The organism is Aureimonas phyllosphaerae (assembly GCF_047943035.1).
Classification (GTDB): domain Bacteria; phylum Pseudomonadota; class Alphaproteobacteria; order Rhizobiales; family Rhizobiaceae; genus Aureimonas; species Aureimonas phyllosphaerae.
This window is the reverse complement of record NZ_CP181348.1, coordinates 1,363,006-1,380,606: the sequence shown is the minus strand read 5'-3', so window position 1 is coordinate 1,380,606 and position 17,601 is coordinate 1,363,006. Positions and strand designations below refer to the sequence as shown.

Sequence of the window (17,601 nt, the reverse complement as noted above, 5' to 3'; positions counted from 1 at the left end):
TGTTCAAAACTGTTGAGCGGTCGGCCGGATGACGATTGCATTGATGTCGACGTCCTCGGGCTGTTCGACAGCGAACGCGATGGCGCGCGCCACCGACGCTGCCGGGATCGCCTGTTTATAGAAGTCCAGCACCGTCTCGGCAGCCGTGCCCGACGTCGTGAACTTCAGGTCGCTTTCGACCGCTCCGGGCTCGATCGACGTGACGCGGACCTTCTCGCCTACCTCCTGGCGCAAGCCCTCGCTGATCGCGCTGACGGCGAACTTGGTGCCGGAGTAGACCGTGCCACCCGGTGCGAAGACCTTGATCCCTGCAACCGAGCTCAGGTTGATGATGTGACCGCTGCCCTGCTCGAGGAAGCCGGGAAGAACTGCGGCGATGCCGTAGAGCGTGCCCTTCAGGTTGACGTCGATCATCTGGTCCCACTCGTCCGTGTTGACCTCGGCCATCGGACGAATCGGCATCAGACCGGCGTTGTTGATCAGCACGTCGAGACGGCCGAATTGAGCTACGATCGCGCCGACGACGGACTGAATTGCCGACTTGTCGGTGACGTCGAGCGCGTAGGCACGTGCCGTGCCGCCGTTCGCGACGATCTCCGCCACGACCTCGTCGAGCTTGTCCTTGCGTCGTGCAGCGATGGCGACCTTCGCACCCCGTTCAGCAAGAAGTCGGGCGGTCTCAGCGCCGATGCCGGTGCTGCCGCCGGTGATGAGGACGACCTTGTCTTCGATACCCTTGGTCATTGCCATGTTCCCTTCGAGTCGGATTTCAGCTTGCGCCGGATCGCGGCTCCGCCTCAGCGATCGCCGCGTGGATGCGCATCTGAGCCTTCATATTTGCGGCGTCCGTCGCCGATGGAAGGGAGTTGGGTACGGTCGACATATTCAAGAAATTGATATTTTTGATTATTGATATGCGGACTACATGATACCTCCATGCGATATGACCTGAACCTGCTGCCGATATTCGTCGCCTTGATGGAGGAGCGCAGCGTCACACGGGCGGCCGTGCGCTTGGGCATGACCCAGCCGGCGCTGTCCAACGCCCTGTCCCGCCTCCGTCTCATGCTGCAGGATCAGTTGTTCGTCCGTGAGCGCTACGGCGTCCAGCCGACGCCGGTCGCGCTCGAACTCGCGCCACGGATCACCGAGGCGCTCGCGCAGCTCGACGATGTGGTCCTTGGCCAACAGGCCTTCGATCCAAAGCAGGCGGAACGGCTCTTCACCATCGCGCCGAACGGCTATGCCGAGTTCGTCCTCGTCCCCGCTGTTGTGGCGCGACTGCAGAAGGTTGCGCCCGGCATCAGGCTCCACCTGACGCCGTACGGCAACGATCTCGCCGAAACGGGTGTCGTTTCCGGAACGACAGCGCTCGTATTGGGTCGCATCGTCGACCCGCCCGACAACCTCGTCGTTCAGCACCTGATGGACGAAGGGTTCGCCTGCGCCGTACGCGCCGACCATCCGAACGTCGGCGATGCCATGACGCGTGAGCAGTTCGAGACAATGAAGCACGTCAACATCGTGCCGCCAGGACGGATGCGTGCCGGGCTGTTTCAGGCGCTGGCCCAGCAGCAACTGAAGCGCGACGTAGCGATCTCCGTGACCAACTTCTTCGCGGTCGCCGAGATGGTGGCGGTGACCGACTATTGTGCCACCCTACCCTTGCTCATCTGCAAGCGGCTGATGCAGGAGCCTCGGCTGAAGATCCTGCCGGCCCCGGTCGACCTCGGCAGCTTCCCCGTCGAGATGGCATGGCACGTTCGTTATAGACATGACCCAGCGCACCGCTGGCTGAGGTCGCTGATCGGCGAGGTCGTCACCGACCTCAACGCTTGAGCTTTTCCGCTTCACCATCGTTTGCGGGAAAGCCCCTCACGATCTCGAACGGCAGCTTATTGCTAGCTTCAATACGAGAGCGGATTAGGAGCTTTCCACCCTTCTGAGGCGATCGGCGCCCGGGGGAAACGGACGTGTCGAAGCAGTCCGTCCGCTATCGCTCCTCCGCAAATATTTGCAGCCCGTCTGTGCGCACCCGCAAGCGGTCCTCCCGCTCAGGCGGCTTGGCGTCCCTCCTCGCCCTTTTCGTTCGCCACCCCTTCCGCAGGCGAGCCTTGCTTCGGCTTGCCATAGAGGCCGAGATGGGCGTCGCCCCATCCTTTCAGGGCAAGGAGTATGGGCTCCATCGTCCGCCCAAGCGGCGAGAGGCTGTACTCGACCTTCGGTGGCACCTGGGCATAAACCTTTCGCTCCACCAGTCCGTCCTCCTCCAGTTCCCGGAGCTGGTTGGTGAGCATGCGCGGCGTCACGTTCGCGATCTGCCGACGGATCTCGCCGAAGCGGAGCGTGCCGGACAAAAGGTGGAACAGGATCACCGACTTCCACTTGCCGTCGATCAGACCGACTGCCGCTTCCACCGAACAGCCAGGACTGCAATCGAACCGCGAGAACCGCGCCTTCGCCATGACGGTATCCTTTTTGACACTATGGGCTGTGTTTGTGCGTATTGAGATCGCACGAGACTACAGCCAAGTTCCGCCTGTCTCAACAAGCGAAGCCGAAGCAGGAGCGCTCATCATGAAGGCCATCGGCTACAGGACGCCCGGAGCGATCGATCGAGCGGACGCGCTGGAGGACATCGAACTTCCCCGCCCCGTTCCGACCGGGCGCGATCTCCTCGTCGCGGTCAGGGCCGTCTCGGTGAACCCGGTCGACACCAAGGTCCGCAGAAGCGCGCGGCCGGCCGACGACGGTTGGAAGGTGCTGGGCTGGGACGCGGTCGGAGAAGTCGTTGAAGTCGGCGACGAGGTTGTCGGCTTCAAGCCCGGCGACGACGTGTTCTACGCCGGTTCGATCGCCCGCCCGGGGAGCAACAGCGAGTTCCATCTCGTCGACGAGCGCATCGTCGGGATGAAACCGGCATCGCTGTCGGATGCCGAGGCCGCCGCCCTGCCGCTGACGGCCCTCACCGCCTGGGAGATGCTGTTCGACCGGATCGACGTTGCCAGGCCGGTCCCCGGCGCAGCGAACGCCGTCCTGATCGTCGGCGGCGCCGGCGGCGTCGGTTCGATCGCCATCCAGCTCGCCCGTGCGCTCACCCAGCTCACCGTCATCGCGACCGCATCGCGGCCCGAGACCGAGGCCTGGGTCCGCGAGCTCGGAGCCCACCACGTGATCGACCATTCCCGGCCTCTGGCCGAACAGGTGGCCGCCCTCGGGATCGGGGCCCCCGCCTTCGTCTTCTCGACGACCGAGACGACCCGACACCTCTCCGAGATCGTCGAACTCATTGCTCCGCAGGGCCGCTTCGGGCTCATCGACGATCCCGACGCCCTCGACGTCACCCCGTTCAAGCGCAAAGCCATCTCGATCCATTGGGAGCTGATGTTCACCCGCTCGATCTTCCAGACGGCCGACATGGGCGAACAGGGTCGGATCCTCGGTCAGGTCGCGCAGCTCATCGACGAGCGCCGCGTCCGCACCACCGCAACAAGCACGCTGACGCCCATCAACGCCGCGAACCTGCGTCAGGCGCATGCCCTTCTCGAGAGTGGCAGATCGCGGGGCAAGGTCGTGCTCGAGGGCTTCTGAAGTCGGACGGAGAGTTCGATACCCCGCGCAGGACAGAACCGGGCGCCGGCCTCTTCTCGACCTAACTTGCAGGCAGCAGGCGGGACGCCCTCGCCAAAACGATCAGCGAGAAAAGGCCATTGCACCTATAACGACGCGTGGGATACCGGCAAGTCGTTACTGTCCGCTTCCCGCGCGATCGATCTCGGAAGCGGACGGTCGGGTTTCCACCCCACGTCGCTAAGGGAACGGTCGCAAACGAGGCTCGTAAGCGGCCGTCCCTCGTTGAGATGCTTCGGTTTAAGGGGGTCTTAAACCTCGGTTCCCTCGGCTAGCGTCAGTGCATCTTCGACATCGACAACGAGGTAACGCACAGTGCTTTCGATCTTGGTATGGCCGAGCAGGATCTGAACAGCGCGAAGGTTGCCGGTCGCGCGGTAGATGATCGATGCCTTCGTCCGCCGCAGCGAATGCGTGCCATAGTCCTCCTTCCGCAGACCGATCGCCGTCACCCACTCATCGACGAGGCGGGCATACTGTCGTGTGCTGAGGTGGGGGGAGTGATCGATGCGTCTCGGGAAGGCGTAATCCTCGACCGTTCCGCCACGTCGCTCAAGCCATGCCAGAAGGCTTGTGCGTGCTGCTTCCATGAGTTCGAACTGCACTGGCCGTTTCGTCTTACGCTGCACGACGATGGCGCGGGCTCGAATGCGTCCGCCCGACACGAGGTCGCCGATCTTCACCTTTACGACGTCACAGCCACGCAGCTTACTGTCGATGGCAAGATCAAACAGGGCCCTGTCGCGCAGCCGTCCTTCATGATCGAGCCAGAAGCGGATCGCCCAAACCTGTGGCGGCTTCAATGCCCGCTTGGCGCCGACCACCCGGCCTGCGTTCCATGCTCTCCTTCCGTTGGTTGCCGGATCAATTGTCGAATGTCCCATTGTCGTTCTCCCATGGCCTGAATGGCCGACGGGAGTGTGAAACTGCGCGAATGGCTTATGGGATGAAACCAAGTGAAGGGCCGATAGCGGACCGGCAGCTTAGCGATTGGTCGTTTAGAAAGCCGACATTAGGCAAAAGCTAACTATCGGCTCTTGCACCCTGTCTTGTGGCCAACGAAGCGACTCGACGGGTGATCGGCCATGCCATTTCGCTGAAATTGCCGTATGATCAGCGGATGTCGAGCGCTTTAAGAATTGCTCAGGGGAAATTCGGCCGCGTCGCCCTGTTGGACATGGATCGTCCGCTTGTGCGGCATGCTCATCCTCATTGCCATGTTCTTTTGAAGGTGGAGGGTGCGGATACGCAGTTCTCGGTGCGCGACGACCTCGTTCCTCTCACTGACGACAGCGCCGTCCTCGTCAATGCATGGGAACCACATGCCTATGCGCACGACGCTCGTCGCCCGCCGACGATTATCCTCGCGCTTTATATCGAGCCCCGGTGGCTCGCCGAATTTAGACCCAACTGGACCGCAAGCGGACGCCCCGGCTTCTTCGCGCAAGCCGCAGGCGCCATCACCCCGCGCATCCGCGTTCTCGCCGATGATATGGCGCGCGCGATGGTCGCGGAGCCGGGAAACCGAAGCCTGCACGAGACGTTGCTGTCGGCGCTGATGGTTTCCGTGATCGAGCGCTTCACGCCCTGGCGCGAGACGGCCGTATCGCTGCGGGATCTGGCGAGAGGGCCGAGCATCGACCGGCGGATCCGGACGGTCGCGGCCCAGATCAAGTCAGACCCGGGCGCGGTTCGGCAGATCGACGATCTGATCTCCGGCTCGGGCGTGTCGCGGGCGCAGTTCTTTCGGCTGTTCGAGACATCCTTCGGCGTTTCGCCCCGCGTCTATCTGAACGCCGCCCGATTGGAGCGAGCCGTGCAGGCCGTTTCCGACAGCGAGGCGAACCTCTCCGCGATTTCGGAGAGTCTTGGCTTTTCCGTTCCTGCGCATTTCTCCCGCTTCTTCCACGACCATGCTGGTTCGTCGCCCTCGGGTTTTCGCGCCGTGACGCGAATGCCCGTTTGATTTTGAGACTCCTCGGTAAGCCGTGAGACCGGACGGGATCGTGCGTCCAGAAGGCTCTCCCTAGGCTCCTGTCCATGGCGCTCCCGACAGGTCGGCGCCTTGGGAGGATTCACATATGACCGCCATTCCGCCAACGGGCGGCTGGACGGGGCGTTCTGTGCCGCGCGTCGAGGACGCGGCGCTGTTGACGGGCCGCGGCCGCTACATGGACGATCTGCCGATCGCGCCGGGAACGCTGCACGCCGCGATCCTTCGTTCGCCTCATGCCCATGCCAAGATCCTGAGCATCGATGCCTCCAAGGCGCTTGCTCTGCCCGGCGTTGCCGTTGTCCTGACGTCCGACGAAGTGCGACGCCTGTCGCGCGCGATGACCGTTGGCGTGAAGGCCGATGTCGAGGCCTGGCCGATCGCCGTGGACCGGGTGCGCTATGTCGGCGAGCCGGTCGCAGTGATCGTCGCGGCTGATCGCTACATCGCCGAAGACGCCGCCGATCTCGTGGAGGTCGAGTACGAGGTCTTGGCAGCGATCGTCGATCCCGGTGCGGCGGCCGAGCCGGACGCTCCAAGGCTGCATCCCTCCTTGAGCGGCAACGTCATCAACGAGCGCCTGTTTCGTTACGGCGACCCGGACGCGGCCTTCGAGAGTGCTGCCAATCGCGTGGCGGTCACCGTCCGCTACCCCCGCAACTCGGGCACGCCGATCGAGACCTATGGCGTCGTGGCATCCTACGATCCGGGCGAGGACGCCTACGACGTTACGGCCAACTTCCAGGGTCCCTTTTCCATCCACGCCGTAATCGCGCGCGCCCTGAACGTGCCGGGCAACCGAATGCGCCTGCGCACGCCGCAAGACTCAGGCGGTTCGTTCGGCATCAAGCAGGGGGTGTTCCCCTATGTGATCCTCATTGCGCTCGCCGCTCGTTTGGCCGACCGGCCGGTGAAGTGGATCGAGGATCGGCTCGAACACCTCTCGGCTTCCGTGTCCGCGACGAACCGGGTGACGACCCTGGAGGCCGCGGTCGAGGCGGACGGGCGGGTCGCGGCGCTGCGCTGGGACCAGCTTGAGGATTGCGGCGCCCACCTCAGGGCGCCCGAACCCGCCACCCTCTATCGCATGCACGGCAACATGACGGGCGCATACGCCATTCGCCATGTCGCCATCCGCAACCGGATCGTGCTCACCAACAAAACCCCGACGGGCCTCAACCGGGGCTTCGGCGGCCCGCAAATGTACTTCGCGCTCGAGCGCCTGATGCAGCGGATCGCTGTTGAGCTAGGGCTCGATCCACTCGACGTCATTAGGCGCAATCTCGTGCCTGCTGGCTCCTTTCCCTACCGAACGGCGACCGGCGCCCTCTTGGACAGCGGCGACTATCAGGCGGCCATGACCCGCGCTGTCGATGAAGGCGGGCTGGCGGACCTCATCGAAACCCGCCGGGCGGCGCGCGCCGAAGGCCGGCTCTACGGGATCGGCTATACGGCCGCCGTCGAGCCGAGCGTCTCCAACATGGGCTACATCACCGCCGTGCTGTCGCCGGCCGCGCGCCGTAAGGCCGGTCCGAAGAACGGCGCGCAGGCGACCGCGACCATCGCGATCGATCCCTTGGGCGCGGTGTCCGTCAAGGTCGCCTCCGTGCCGCAGGGACAGGGGCACCGCACGGTGCTCGCGCAGGTCGTCGCCGATGTCCTGGGACTGGAGCCCGGTGCCATCCGCGTTCTTGCCGATGTGGATACGGCGCGCGATGCCTGGTCCATCGCCTCGGGCAACTATTCTAGCCGCTTCGCCCCCGCCGTCGCCGGCGCGACCAAGCTCGCGGCCGACCGGGTCGCGGAGAAGCTGAAGCGCGTCGCCGCCGGGCAGCTCAACGTCGCGGCCGACGAGGTGGACCTTGCGAACGGGCGCGCCCAAGCGCGCGGCAACCCCGAGAACGCCGTATCCTTCGCGCGCGTCGCGGCCGCCGCGCACTGGGCGCCGGGGACGCTGCCTGACGACGTCGATCAGACGATCCGTGAGACGGTGTTCTGGACACCAGAGCAACTGATCGCGCCGGACGACGAGGACGCGGTGAACTCCTCGCTCTGTCACGGCTTCATCTTCGACTTCTGCGGCGTCGAGGTCGACCGGCTCACCGGCGCGGTGCGCATCGACAAGTACGTGACGATGCACGACTGCGGCCGGATCCTGCATCCCGGCATGGTGGCAGGGCAGGTGACCGGCGGTTTCGCCCACGCGGTCGGCGCAGCGCTCCTGGAGGAATACGCCTATGGCCCGGACGGCAGTTTCCTGTCCGGCACGCTGGCGGACTACCTCATTCCCACGGTGATGGAAGTGCCTGAGCCGGTCATCCTCCATTACGAAAGCCCGTCGCCCTTCACCCCGCTGGGAGCCAAGGGCGTCGGCGAAGGGAACTGCATGTCCACCCCCGTCTGTCTCGCCAACGCGGTGGCGGATGCCTGCGACTTCGACGATGTGACGCTTCCGCTCGTTCCCGCGCGCCTTGCGGACCGTCTTGCCGCCGAGGAGAAGCCCTCTCGCGAGGCCCCGACAAGAGCGGCCGCGGCCGCCAAGCCCGGCGAGCGCAAGCTGACGGGCGAAGGCTCGGCACTGGTCGCGGCACCACGGCAGGCCGTCTGGGACATGCTGCTCGATCCCAAGACGCTGGAGGCGGTGATCCCTGGCGCGCACGGGGTTCGCAAGGTTTCATCCACCCGCTTCCTGGCCGACGTCACGCTCGGCGTCGGCCCGGTCAAGGGACGCTACCGCGCCGAGATCGAGCTTTCGGATCTGGACGAGCCGGGTGCGGTCACCTTGTCGGGGGGCACGGACGGGGCGCTCGGTTTCGGCCGCGGCTCCGGCCGGATCACGCTGGCCGAGACCGCGCCGGACCGGACCACGGTCCACTATGCCTACGAGGCCGTGATCGGTGGCAAGGTCGCCTCCGTCGGCGGCCGTCTTCTCGACGGCGCGGCGCGCGTGGTGATCGGTCAGTTCTTCAAGTCGCTCGCCGCCCACGCGGGAGGCGGAAAAGGCACCGGCTCCGGTTTGCTGGCAAGGCTCCGCCGCCTGTTGGGGAGGGGCGCATGAAACCGGCGCCCTTCGACTTCATCCGCGCCGCCACCTTGGCCGAGGCACTCGATGCCTTGGCGCAGGCGGGCGAGGACGGGCGGGTTCTCGCCGGCGGCCAGAGTTTCGTTCCCATGCTGAACATGCGTCTGGCGCGGCCCAGCGTGCTCGTCGACATCATGAGCGTTGCGGACTTGCGCGGTCTCGAGGTTGCGAAAGGCGCGCTACGCATCGGTGCCGGCGTCAGGCAGGTCGAACTGGCGCGCTGGGCCGATCTAACGGCCCGGCTCCCGCTGCTGGCCGCCGCCGTTCCTTACATCGGGCATGTCCAGACCCGGTCGCGCGGAACGGTGTGCGGATCGCTCGCCCATGCCGATCCGAGTGCCGAGCTTCCCCTCGCGTTGATCGCGCTGGAGGGGGAGATCCACCTGCGCACGAAGAAGGCGCACAGGACCGTCGCCGCGCGGGAGTTCTTTCTGGGAATGATGGCGACTGCCCTTCGGCCCGGCGAGATGATCGAGGCGGTGTCGTTTCCGCTACGGCGCGCGGGCCAGGGATTCGGCTTCCGGGAAGTGGCCCGGCGGCACGGCGACTACGCCGTGGTCGCCTGCGCAGCGGTGGCCGGACCGCAAGGCATTCGGCTGGCCGTGGGCGGGGTCGGCGACGTGCCGACGCTGCGGGAGCTTCCCGATCCCTCGAGCGGCGATCTCGACGAGGCCCTCAACGACTTCGCCTGGTCGCTCGACGCGCGAGAGGACCTCCATGCCACTCCGAGATACCGGCGCGAACTCGTGCGCCGCCTCGGCCGCGATGCCATCGAGGAGGCGCTGAGATGCCGAAGCTGACGAAATCCGAACGCCATCCCGTCCGTTTCACCCTCAACGGACGCCCCGTCGAGACCTGGGCGGAGCCCCGCACCCTCCTGACGGACGTTCTCCGCCACGGGCTTGGATCCACCGGCACCCATGTCGGCTGCGAGCACGGCGTCTGCGGTGCCTGCACGGTCGAGATCGATGGCGAGCCGGCCCGCGCGTGCCTGGTTCTGGCGGGTCAGGTCGACGGTCAGGCGGTCCGCACGGTCGAAGGGCTGGAGCCCGAGGCCGGGCGCCTGTCGGTGCTCCAGGAGGCGTTTCGTCGGCATCACGGGCTGCAATGCGGGTTCTGCACGCCCGGCATTCTCATGACCCTTGATGGCCTCTTCCGCGCTCGACCGGACGCGGACGAGGCGGAAATTCGCGATCACCTGTCCGGGCATCTGTGCCGCTGCACCGGCTACGCGCCCATCATGCGCGCGGCGCTGGATGCCCGAGACAGGCTCAACCAGGCACGACGGGAGGAAACGCATGCTTGATCTCGGGACCAGCTTTCTCGCGAGCGTCGAGCGCGATCCGGGCGCGCTGGCGATCGTCGACGGCACGATGCGACTGACCTATGCCGAGTGGCTGCCTCGCATCGTCGCGCTGGCGAAGGGCCTCACGGACTTGGGTCTCCGGCCGGGCGACCGCGTCCTGACCCTCCTGCAGAACCGCTGGGAGAACGCCACCCTGCACTGGGCCTGCCAGTTCGCGGGGTTGGTCGTCACGCCGCTCAACTGGCGCGCGAAGGGCGACGAGATCGACTACGCGCTGGAGGATTCCGAGGCGCGCATTCTCGTCTACGAACCCGTGTCCTCCGATGCCGTCAGCGCCAGCCCGCGGGCACAGGAGGCGATCCGGCTGCCGGTCGAGGACGGGAACGGCGGCACGAGCCTGGCCGGACTGATCACGGGCGACGGAGCGGCCTTCGAACCCCGCGCGTCGGCGCAGGACTGGTCGCTGATGCTCTATACGTCGGGCACCACGTCGCGGCCGAAGGGCGTGCCGCGCCGCCACCACGCCGAGCGCGCCGGCGCGCTCGCCCATGTCGCGCAGAACCTCTACCGGCACGGCGAGCGCACCCTCGGCGTCATGCCGCTCTACCACACGATGGGCGTGCGCTCGCTGCTCGCCACCTCGCTGATCGGCGGCACCTTCGTCTGCCTCCCGCGCTTCGACGTGGAAGGGGCGCTGCGCGCCATCGAGGAGAACGGGATCACCAATCTCTATCTGGTCCCCACCCTCTACCACGACATCGTCCACCATCCGTCCTTCTCGCCCGGCCGCGTGCGCAGCGTCACCAAGCTCGGCTTCGCCGGCGCCTCTATGACCGACGGCCTCATGCGACGCCTTGGCGAAAGCTTCCAGCCCGAACTCTTCGTCAACCACTACGGCTCGTCCGAGGTCTACACGTTCACGATCGATCAGAAGGCGCCGGAAAAGCCCGGTTCGGCGGGCCGCGCGGGCATCAACCAGATGGTCCGTGTGGTGAAGCTCGGCGAGCGTGACGCCTCCCGACGCGCAGCCCCGCGAGAAGAGGGCGAGATCGCCGTGCTCCTGAAGGGGGACGAGAGCTTCGAAGGCTATTGGAAGCGCCCCGAGGCCGACGCCAAGGCGATCCGCGACGGCTGGTACTTCACGGGTGACACCGGCTTCCTCGACGAGGACGGCGACCTCTTCGTAACCGGGCGCACGGACGACATGATCATCACCGGTGGCGAGAATGTCTCGCCAGTCGAGATTGAAAGCTGCCTGTCGCTCCACCCCTGCGTCGACGAGGTGGCGGTGGTCGGTCTTCCCGACGAGCGCTGGGGCAAGGTCGTCACCGCCTTCGTGAAGCGTTCGGGCATGGTCGACGAGGCCGAACTCGACGAGCACTGCAAGCGCTCGGGCCTCGCCAACTTCCGGCGGCCCCGCGCCTACATCTTCGTGAACGCCATCCCCAAGAGCCCCGTCGGCAAGCTGCTGCGTCGCCTCCTGGTGGCCGGGGAGTATGAGCCCGAAACCCCGGCCGCGACGCGCGCCGCCTCCTGACATTCCATCCGAAGGATCATTCCCATGAGCGAACCCTATCGCTTCGACCATCCCGAACTCCGATCTCTCGACGGCTTCGCGGTCACGATCGACCCGGCCCACGAGCGGGCCGACATCGTGCTCGATCGTCCCCCCTACAACGTCGTGTCGATGGCCGCGCGCGACCAGCTTCGTCTCGCCTTCGAGGCGCTCGACGCCGATCCGCGCGTGCGGGTGATCGTCCTGTCGGGTGCCGGCGAGCATTTCTCCTCCGGCGGCGACATCAAGGGCTTTCTGGAAGCGAGCCCCGAGCATGTCTCCAAGCTCGCCTGGAACGTGGCGGCGCCGGCGCGCTGCGAGAAGCCCGTGATCGCGATGAACCGCGGCTACTGCTTCGGCGTCGGCTTCGAGCTGTCGCTCGCCTGCGACTTCCGTCTGGCGTCCGAAACGACGCTCTACGCCCTACCCGAGCAGAAACTCGGCCAGATTCCGGGCTCGGGTGGATCGGCGCGCCTTCAGAAAATCGTCGGCGTCACGCGCACCAAGGACATCGTGATGCGCTCCAAACGCATTTCGGGGTCCCAGGCGCTCGACTGGGGAATCGCCACCGAATGCCACCCGGATGATGCGCTGGAGGCCGCCGTCGCGGCGCTGGTTGATGAATTGCGCACCTTCTCGCCGCTCGCCCAGCGCACCGCCAAGAAGCTCCTCAACGACAGCGACGACGCGCTCCTGACCACCGCGATCGAGCTGGAAGGGCTGAACTACTCGCGCCTGCGGATGTCGGAGGACTTCCGGGAAGGTGTCGAGGCTTTCCACGCCAAGCGTAGGCCTGTCTTCAAAGGGGCCTGACGCGGCTCCAGCGGCCAACTCGTCAGGCCCTCCAGACACGAACGAAAACCCGAGCACCCGGCTCGCCGCCGGGGCCGGAGAAGCTTGTCCAAAATCCGAAGACGCCGGCGTCCAAGACCGGTGCAACCGTGGAGGAACCCCATCATGAACGCGATAGACCGAGCGGATCACCCCGCCATAGCGCCTCCCACGCGCCGGCAGACCATCACAGCCGCCGCCGCCTCCCTTTTCGGTTGGGGGCTCGACCTCTTCGACCTCTTCATCCTGCTCTACGTCGCACCGGTTGTCGGACGCCTCTTCTTCCCCTCCGAACAGCCGATGCTGTCGCTGGCGGGGGCCTATGCCTCCTTCGCCGTAACGCTTCTCGTTCGCCCGCTCGGCTCTGCAATCTTCGGGTCCTACGCTGACAGGTTCGGGCGAAAGCGGGCTTTGATGGTCGCGGTGACGGGTGTCGGCCTCTCTACGGCGATCTTTGGGCTTCTCCCCACAGTCGGACAGATCGGTTGGTTCGCGACCGCTCTGTTCCTGTTCTTCCGTCTTGTACAGGGCATCTTCGTCGGCGGCGTCGTCGCGTCGTCTCACACGATCGGCACGGAAACCGTCCCTGAGCGCTGGCGCGGCTTCATGTCCGGGGCAATCGGCGGCGGCGGCTCGGCCATCGGCGGCCTCCTTGCCTCGCTGGTCTTCTTCGTGGTCTCGCTCCTCTTTCCCGGAGACGCCTTCGCCGAGACCGGCTGGCGCGTGATGTTCTTCTCCGGCCTCCTGACCTCGGTGATCGGCCTCTTCATCTTCCGCAATCTCGAGGAGTCGCCGCTTTTCAAGCAGCTTCAGGCGAAGAAGGCGCTGAAGAGCGCGACCGCGCCGAAGGATGCCTCGCCGGTCAGAACCCTGTTCTCCCGTCCGCAGCTCAATGGCTTCCTTCTGACCCTGCTTCTGTCCTTCGGCGGCGGATCGGCCTATTATCTAACGTCGGGCTACCTTCCGACCTTCTACAACGTCGTGAACGGTGTCCCCGGATCGTCGGCCTCGATCATGCTTATCCTCGCCAATGTCGGCGCGGCGCTTGGCGCCTGTGGTGGCGGCGAACTCAGCCAGCGTATCGGCCGTCGCCCGGCCTTCATCTGGATGGGCGTGGCGAGGCTCGTCGCCTTCCCGCTTCTGTTCCTTCTCATGGGCAGCACCACCGGCCTATGGACTATCGCGTTGTGCGGCTTCGCTCTCTCGTTCTTGGCCAACGCCAGCTATGGCCCGCTCCTGATCTACCTCAACGAGCGCTTCCCGACCGCAATCCGCGCGACCGGAACGGGACTTTCCTGGAACATCGGCTTCGCGTTGGGCGGCATCCTACCAACCTTCGTATCACTGACGGCGGGCGGCCCATCGGGCATCCCGACGACGCTCGCCATCTTCACGGTCGCCGTCACCCTGATCTATCTCCTCGGTGCCCTGCTCACGTCTGAGACGCGTGGTAACCTGGAGCGCCTGTAGTCGATCTCCCATCCCGGAGCCATGGTCGCCCTCGACGGGCGATTCATGGCTCCGACTGTCTCACAGACATAGATCGAGCGACTTGGCCCCAAACCCCGCGAGGCGCCCAAAGGCGCTAGCGCGATCATGCCATCATGCCAAACGCACGAGTTCGCCTTTAAGGCGCTTATACAAGCTTTTACCGGCCGAAAGCAGAAGGTCTGCTTGCAAGCGCTGGAATCAAAAATCTGCCTTTCGTAAACCTCCCAGTTAACGACCGGCTATGTATGGATGATCCATGCCCAACGTCCGGTTGCTGACAATTCCTCGACACGTAATATGAGGACATAGAAGAACCACTTCGCCGGGAGGAAGGGTGTCCTACTTCGAATCGAACTACCCGAAGCTCTCGTTTCCGATCTCCGACCAAGAGAAGAAGATTGACGGGTTCCGCGAAGCTCAGCGCGGAGCTTTGTTCGCGGTCGGGTCACATTTCACCGCCAGACCAGAGCCTGCCATCGTCACTATGCCCACTGGGTCAGGAAAGACAGCTGTGCTTCAGGCATGCGCTTTCCTGCTGAGGGCGAAGCGCGTGCTCATCCTGACGCCGAGCCGACTTGTCCGAGAGCAAGTCTCCGAGGATTTCGCGGCTCTCGGCGTGCTCAAGCGTGTTGGAGCGCTGCCCCAGGATCTGAACCCGCCCAAGGTGATGCCGACTGCGCATCGGGTGACGGACCCTGCGGGATGGGAGGCGATGCGCGACTTCGACGCCGTCGTCGCGACCGTGCCGAGCGTAAGTTCACACATCGAGGGAGTTCCTAAGCCTCAGGCCGATCTTTTCGACCTGATCCTTGTCGACGAGGCGCACCATAGCCCAGCCGTCACGTGGCAGATGCTGCTGGACGATTTCCCGGATGCCCGAAGGGTATTGTTCACGGCCACGCCCTTCAGGCGCGACGATCGAGAGATCAAGGCGCGATTCGTCTACACCTATGATCTGCGCTCCGCATATCTGGACAAGGTTTTCGGTCGCATCGACTATCAGCCGGTGGTGGTGACGCCGCGGGGTGGTGACCGCCAACGGCTGGAAGACGTCGCCGTCGCCCGTGCCGCAGAGGCCAAGTTTCGCGCTGACGTGACCCCCGTTTTTCATCCAGCGGGAGCGAGAGTCCTGTCGTGATCTGAGCCATCGTCGATGGCGGTTGCAAGAGGCCGAAGCGCGGAGCTGTTGTTGAGCGCAGCGTTTCGGCCGGTGGTTTTGGTAATGGTGCGGGCAAAGTCCCGAGGCGTCATCCAGCCGAGCCTGGAGTGCGGTCGTTCCTCGTTGTAGTCCCGCCGCCAGGCTTCCAGCACAGCGCGGACATGCGGCAGGGATCGGAACAACGTCTCGTTCAGAAGCTCGTCGCGCAGCCGTCCGTTGAAGCTCTCGATGAAGCCGTTTGGCTGCGGCTTGCCGGGCGCAATGTAATGCCAGCCAACGCAGGTCTCGTTCGCCCATGTCAGGATCGCGTTGGAGGTGAACTCCGTGCCGTTGTCGCTGACGATGGTCGTCGGGCGCCCGCGACGACGCACGATGGCGTCGAGCTCACGCGCAACCCGCAGACCCGACAGCGACGTGTCGGCGACCAGCACCAGACATTCGCGAGTGCAGTCGTCGACCACGGCCAGGATCCGGAAGCGGCGACCGTCTGTGAGCTGGTCGGACAGAAAGTCCAGGCTCCAGCGCTGGTTGGCGGCCATGGGCGTCTCGATCGGTCGCCGTGTTCCCATGGCCCGTTTGCGCCCGCCGCGACGGCGAACGGTCAGCTTCTCCTCGCGATAAAGCCGCTGGATGCGCTTGCGGTTGACGGCATGGCCCTCCCGCTTCAGCAGGACGTGCAACCGCCTGTAGCCAAACCGACGGCGCTCGCCCGCCAACTCCTTCAGCCGTGCTCGGAGCAACCCATCATCAGGTCGCGTCCCCTCGTATCGAACACTCGCCCGGTCCGCCCCGATCACCCGGCACGCCCGCCGCTCGCTCATCTGGAAGGTCGCAGCAAGGGCGCCACGGCCTCCCGTCTGGCGGCGGGCGTCACCACTTTTTTCCCAGAAGATCCTTCAGCGCGGCGTTGTCGAGCATGGCATCTGCCAGCATCCGCTTCAGGCGGCCGTTCTCGTCCTCCAGCCCCTTCAGCCGTCGCACCTCCGACACGTCGAGGCCGCCGTACTTGGCCTTCCACTTGTAGAACGTGGCCGAGCTGACGCCGTGTCTTCGGCAGACCTCAGCCGTTGCAACGCCCGCCTCCTGTTCCCGCAGGATCGCAATGATCTGCTCTTCCGTGAACCGTGACTTCTTCATCCGTCCGTCCCCTATCGTTGGGCGGACTCTAGCCATCCGTGGCTGAAATTCAGGGGGTCACGTCAGGCGAGACGAGAAGCGGCTCAGGACTAATGTGGCATTCGACCGTTCGCAGAGCCGTTTGAACCTCCCGATCGTTTCTTCAAACGACGGCGCGAAGGGGACCCCATCGAACCGGAATTCGGGCATGCTCGCCCGCCGATGAGTACCAGTGGACCGGTCATTCGTCGCCTTTCCGCATCGCACAACGAATGCATTGCTTTCGAAATGAACGGCCTCGAATTCGCACGGTCGCAGACCCACGTGCAGGTTGCAGGCGATCAAATTGTGAAGGAGAGCGTCGTCTGTGGACCCCTCTCGGAGGCGACGCAGCAGCTTTTCGAGCTCTACCAGGCGTAGAGTCTTTCGCTTCTTCGCTGATATATGGCGGACCCGAGGATTCGGTGCCGGGTCCGGCCCATGCCTCAGCAAAGCACGAAGTGCCTCGACCTGGGGTTCGGGTGTGCCCCCTGCCTCCTCTTGTTCCAAACGCAGGCGCAACGCCGCTCGATACTGGCGGATCGTGGACGGTGCCCAGCGCCCATGAGAACGCGAAAACCAGTTGACTAGAGAAACGAGGGTTTGTGGCTGATCGGTTTCGCTTTCCGCTTGAGCCCATAAATGACCGATACGCTTCACGTACGCAAAGACTGTGGATTCCGTCCGAGAAGGCACTCTTCCGGTCGCGTCCCGGTCAATCCCCGCCATTTGACATGTCCTATCGTTACATGACGATCATTGCAAGTATTCAGGTAGTCGTGAACGGTGCCGAGATACGAAAATTGAGCTGGCGTGAAGCATCACGGAAGCGACAATTGGCAACTCAAAAAAGCATCTAGAGATCGCAGAACGTTTTTTGAGAATCGCCGATCGTCCGCGTCCGTTAGGAAGAAAATTGCTCATGTTACGTCTGGGACATTCGTCAGTTGGCCCGATTGCGGTTGTTGTAAACTTAGTCCGGGCAGGCCACTTGTGCCTCGTGGCGAAGCGGCGGAATGGCAGGGCGAGTGCCTGTGGCCCAGACGTGCCAACGGAACGCATGGTTGGTGTAGCCGTGGTCGGTCACGACCCACTTCGGGACGTCTAGCAGGTGATCGAGGGGTGGAACGGCGTACGGCAGTTCGTGGGCCCGTCCTATTTAAAGGGAAAGGCGATAGCGCGCCCGACGCCGTCGGCCGTCATGCAGGCCTTGGTGCCGTAGCCGCCCCGAGATCGGCCAAGCGCCTCACGGCCGTCTCGCTCTTTTGCAGATCCCCCTTTCGGCTGGCACCCGCTGCCTTCTGGTGCGCCCGGATGTTCGCCCTATCCAGGAACACCATGCCAAGCCTGACGCCGCGTTCCTGAACCAGCGCAAGAAGCCTCTCTCAAACGCCGAACC

The 17,601-nt window shown here is 64.8% G+C and carries 13 protein-coding genes and 2 pseudogenes; 10 read left to right on the top strand and 5 right to left on the bottom strand.

Going from position 1 to position 17,601, the window contains the following annotated elements:
- Nucleotides 1–3: 3 nt before the first annotated feature.
- Nucleotides 4–744 (bottom strand): SDR family oxidoreductase, encoded by a 741-nt coding sequence (locus ACLNGM_RS06340; RefSeq protein ID WP_416357654.1) that lies wholly within the window; start codon nucleotides 742–744, stop codon nucleotides 4–6.
- Nucleotides 745–936: 192 nt separating this feature from the next.
- Between ACLNGM_RS06340 and ACLNGM_RS06335 the strand changes: the two genes are divergently transcribed.
- Nucleotides 937–1,839 (top strand): LysR family transcriptional regulator, encoded by a 903-nt coding sequence (locus ACLNGM_RS06335; RefSeq protein WP_416357653.1) that lies wholly within the window; start codon nucleotides 937–939, stop codon nucleotides 1,837–1,839.
- 215 nt (nucleotides 1,840–2,054) lie between these two features.
- Here ACLNGM_RS06335 and ACLNGM_RS06330 read toward each other — a convergent pair whose 3' ends face one another.
- Nucleotides 2,055–2,465, bottom strand: coding sequence for a winged helix-turn-helix transcriptional regulator (locus tag ACLNGM_RS06330; protein ID WP_416357652.1), 411 nt, complete (start codon nucleotides 2,463–2,465; stop codon nucleotides 2,055–2,057).
- A gap of 112 nt (nucleotides 2,466–2,577) precedes the next feature.
- Between ACLNGM_RS06330 and ACLNGM_RS06325 the strand changes: the two genes are divergently transcribed.
- A complete protein-coding gene (locus ACLNGM_RS06325; RefSeq protein ID WP_416357651.1) occupies nucleotides 2,578–3,591 on the top strand; it encodes a zinc-binding alcohol dehydrogenase family protein in 1,014 nt (337 codons plus the stop codon).
- A gap of 290 nt (nucleotides 3,592–3,881) precedes the next feature.
- Here the strand turns inward: ACLNGM_RS06325 and ACLNGM_RS06320 are convergent, their stop codons facing one another.
- Nucleotides 3,882–4,514 (bottom strand): tyrosine-type recombinase/integrase, encoded by a 633-nt coding sequence (locus ACLNGM_RS06320; protein ID WP_416357650.1) that lies wholly within the window; start codon nucleotides 4,512–4,514, stop codon nucleotides 3,882–3,884.
- A 236-nt stretch (nucleotides 4,515–4,750) separates the two neighbouring features.
- Between ACLNGM_RS06320 and ACLNGM_RS06315 the strand changes: the two genes are divergently transcribed.
- From ACLNGM_RS06315 to ACLNGM_RS06280, 8 genes are all read left to right on the top strand, one after another.
- Nucleotides 4,751–5,596, top strand: coding sequence for an AraC family transcriptional regulator (locus ACLNGM_RS06315; RefSeq protein WP_416358396.1), 846 nt, complete (start codon nucleotides 4,751–4,753; stop codon nucleotides 5,594–5,596).
- Nucleotides 5,597–5,711: 115 nt separating this feature from the next.
- A complete protein-coding gene (locus ACLNGM_RS06310; protein WP_416357649.1) occupies nucleotides 5,712–8,681 on the top strand; it encodes a xanthine dehydrogenase family protein molybdopterin-binding subunit in 2,970 nt (989 codons plus the stop codon).
- Complete coding sequence (locus tag ACLNGM_RS06305; RefSeq protein WP_416357648.1) at nucleotides 8,678–9,505, top strand: FAD binding domain-containing protein; 828 nt, start codon at nucleotides 8,678–8,680, stop codon at nucleotides 9,503–9,505. The genes ACLNGM_RS06310 and ACLNGM_RS06305 overlap by 4 nt, the downstream gene beginning before the upstream one ends.
- Nucleotides 9,493–10,011, top strand: a complete 519-nt coding sequence (locus ACLNGM_RS06300) for a (2Fe-2S)-binding protein (RefSeq protein WP_416357647.1) — start codon at nucleotides 9,493–9,495, stop codon at nucleotides 10,009–10,011. The genes ACLNGM_RS06305 and ACLNGM_RS06300 overlap by 13 nt, the downstream gene beginning before the upstream one ends.
- Nucleotides 10,004–11,548: an AMP-binding protein gene (locus ACLNGM_RS06295; RefSeq protein WP_416357646.1), complete on the top strand. Its 1,545-nt coding sequence runs from the start codon at nucleotides 10,004–10,006 to the stop codon at nucleotides 11,546–11,548. Before ACLNGM_RS06300 ends, ACLNGM_RS06295 begins: the two co-directional genes overlap by 8 nt.
- Nucleotides 11,549–11,572: 24 nt before the next feature.
- Nucleotides 11,573–12,379 carry an enoyl-CoA hydratase/isomerase family protein gene (locus ACLNGM_RS06290; protein WP_090965893.1) on the top strand — a complete coding sequence of 269 codons (807 nt, stop codon included), beginning with the start codon at nucleotides 11,573–11,575 and terminating at the stop codon, nucleotides 12,377–12,379.
- 120 nt (nucleotides 12,380–12,499) lie between these two features.
- Nucleotides 12,500–13,867: an MFS transporter gene (locus ACLNGM_RS06285; RefSeq protein ID WP_416357645.1), complete on the top strand. Its 1,368-nt coding sequence runs from the start codon at nucleotides 12,500–12,502 to the stop codon at nucleotides 13,865–13,867.
- Between the two features lie 355 nt (nucleotides 13,868–14,222).
- The gene (locus ACLNGM_RS06280) at nucleotides 14,223–15,026 is read left to right on the top strand and encodes a DEAD/DEAH box helicase (RefSeq protein WP_416357644.1); all 804 of its coding nucleotides are present in this window, start codon (nucleotides 14,223–14,225) and stop codon (nucleotides 15,024–15,026) included.
- Here ACLNGM_RS06280 and ACLNGM_RS06275 read toward each other — a convergent pair.
- Nucleotides 14,996–16,184 (bottom strand): annotated as a pseudogene (locus tag ACLNGM_RS06275) (IS3 family transposase). The gene ACLNGM_RS06280 and the pseudogene ACLNGM_RS06275 overlap by 31 nt on opposite strands.
- Nucleotides 16,185–17,178: 994 nt before the next feature.
- A pseudogene (locus ACLNGM_RS06270) lies at nucleotides 17,179–17,587 on the bottom strand (IS5/IS1182 family transposase); the annotation flags it as partial.
- Nucleotides 17,588–17,601: the final 14 nt, after the last annotated feature.

Excerpts from the sequence above, each read along its gene's own strand:
- ACLNGM_RS06340 (WP_416357654.1), bottom strand. The coding sequence starts at position 744 with ATGACCAAGGGTATCGAAGACAAGGTCGTCCTCATCACCGGCGGCAGC.
- ACLNGM_RS06335 (WP_416357653.1), top strand. The coding sequence starts at position 937 with ATGCGATATGACCTGAACCTGCTGCCGATATTCGTCGCCTTGATGGAG.
- ACLNGM_RS06330 (WP_416357652.1), bottom strand. The coding sequence starts at position 2,465 with ATGGCGAAGGCGCGGTTCTCGCGGTTCGATTGCAGTCCTGGCTGTTCG.
- ACLNGM_RS06325 (WP_416357651.1), top strand. The coding sequence starts at position 2,578 with ATGAAGGCCATCGGCTACAGGACGCCCGGAGCGATCGATCGAGCGGAC.
- ACLNGM_RS06320 (WP_416357650.1), bottom strand. The coding sequence starts at position 4,514 with ATGGGACATTCGACAATTGATCCGGCAACCAACGGAAGGAGAGCATGG.
- ACLNGM_RS06315 (WP_416358396.1), top strand. The coding sequence starts at position 4,751 with ATGTCGAGCGCTTTAAGAATTGCTCAGGGGAAATTCGGCCGCGTCGCC.
- ACLNGM_RS06310 (WP_416357649.1), top strand. The coding sequence starts at position 5,712 with ATGACCGCCATTCCGCCAACGGGCGGCTGGACGGGGCGTTCTGTGCCG.
- ACLNGM_RS06305 (WP_416357648.1), top strand. The coding sequence starts at position 8,678 with ATGAAACCGGCGCCCTTCGACTTCATCCGCGCCGCCACCTTGGCCGAG.
- ACLNGM_RS06300 (WP_416357647.1), top strand. The coding sequence starts at position 9,493 with ATGCCGAAGCTGACGAAATCCGAACGCCATCCCGTCCGTTTCACCCTC.
- ACLNGM_RS06295 (WP_416357646.1), top strand. The coding sequence starts at position 10,004 with ATGCTTGATCTCGGGACCAGCTTTCTCGCGAGCGTCGAGCGCGATCCG.
- ACLNGM_RS06290 (WP_090965893.1), top strand. The coding sequence starts at position 11,573 with ATGAGCGAACCCTATCGCTTCGACCATCCCGAACTCCGATCTCTCGAC.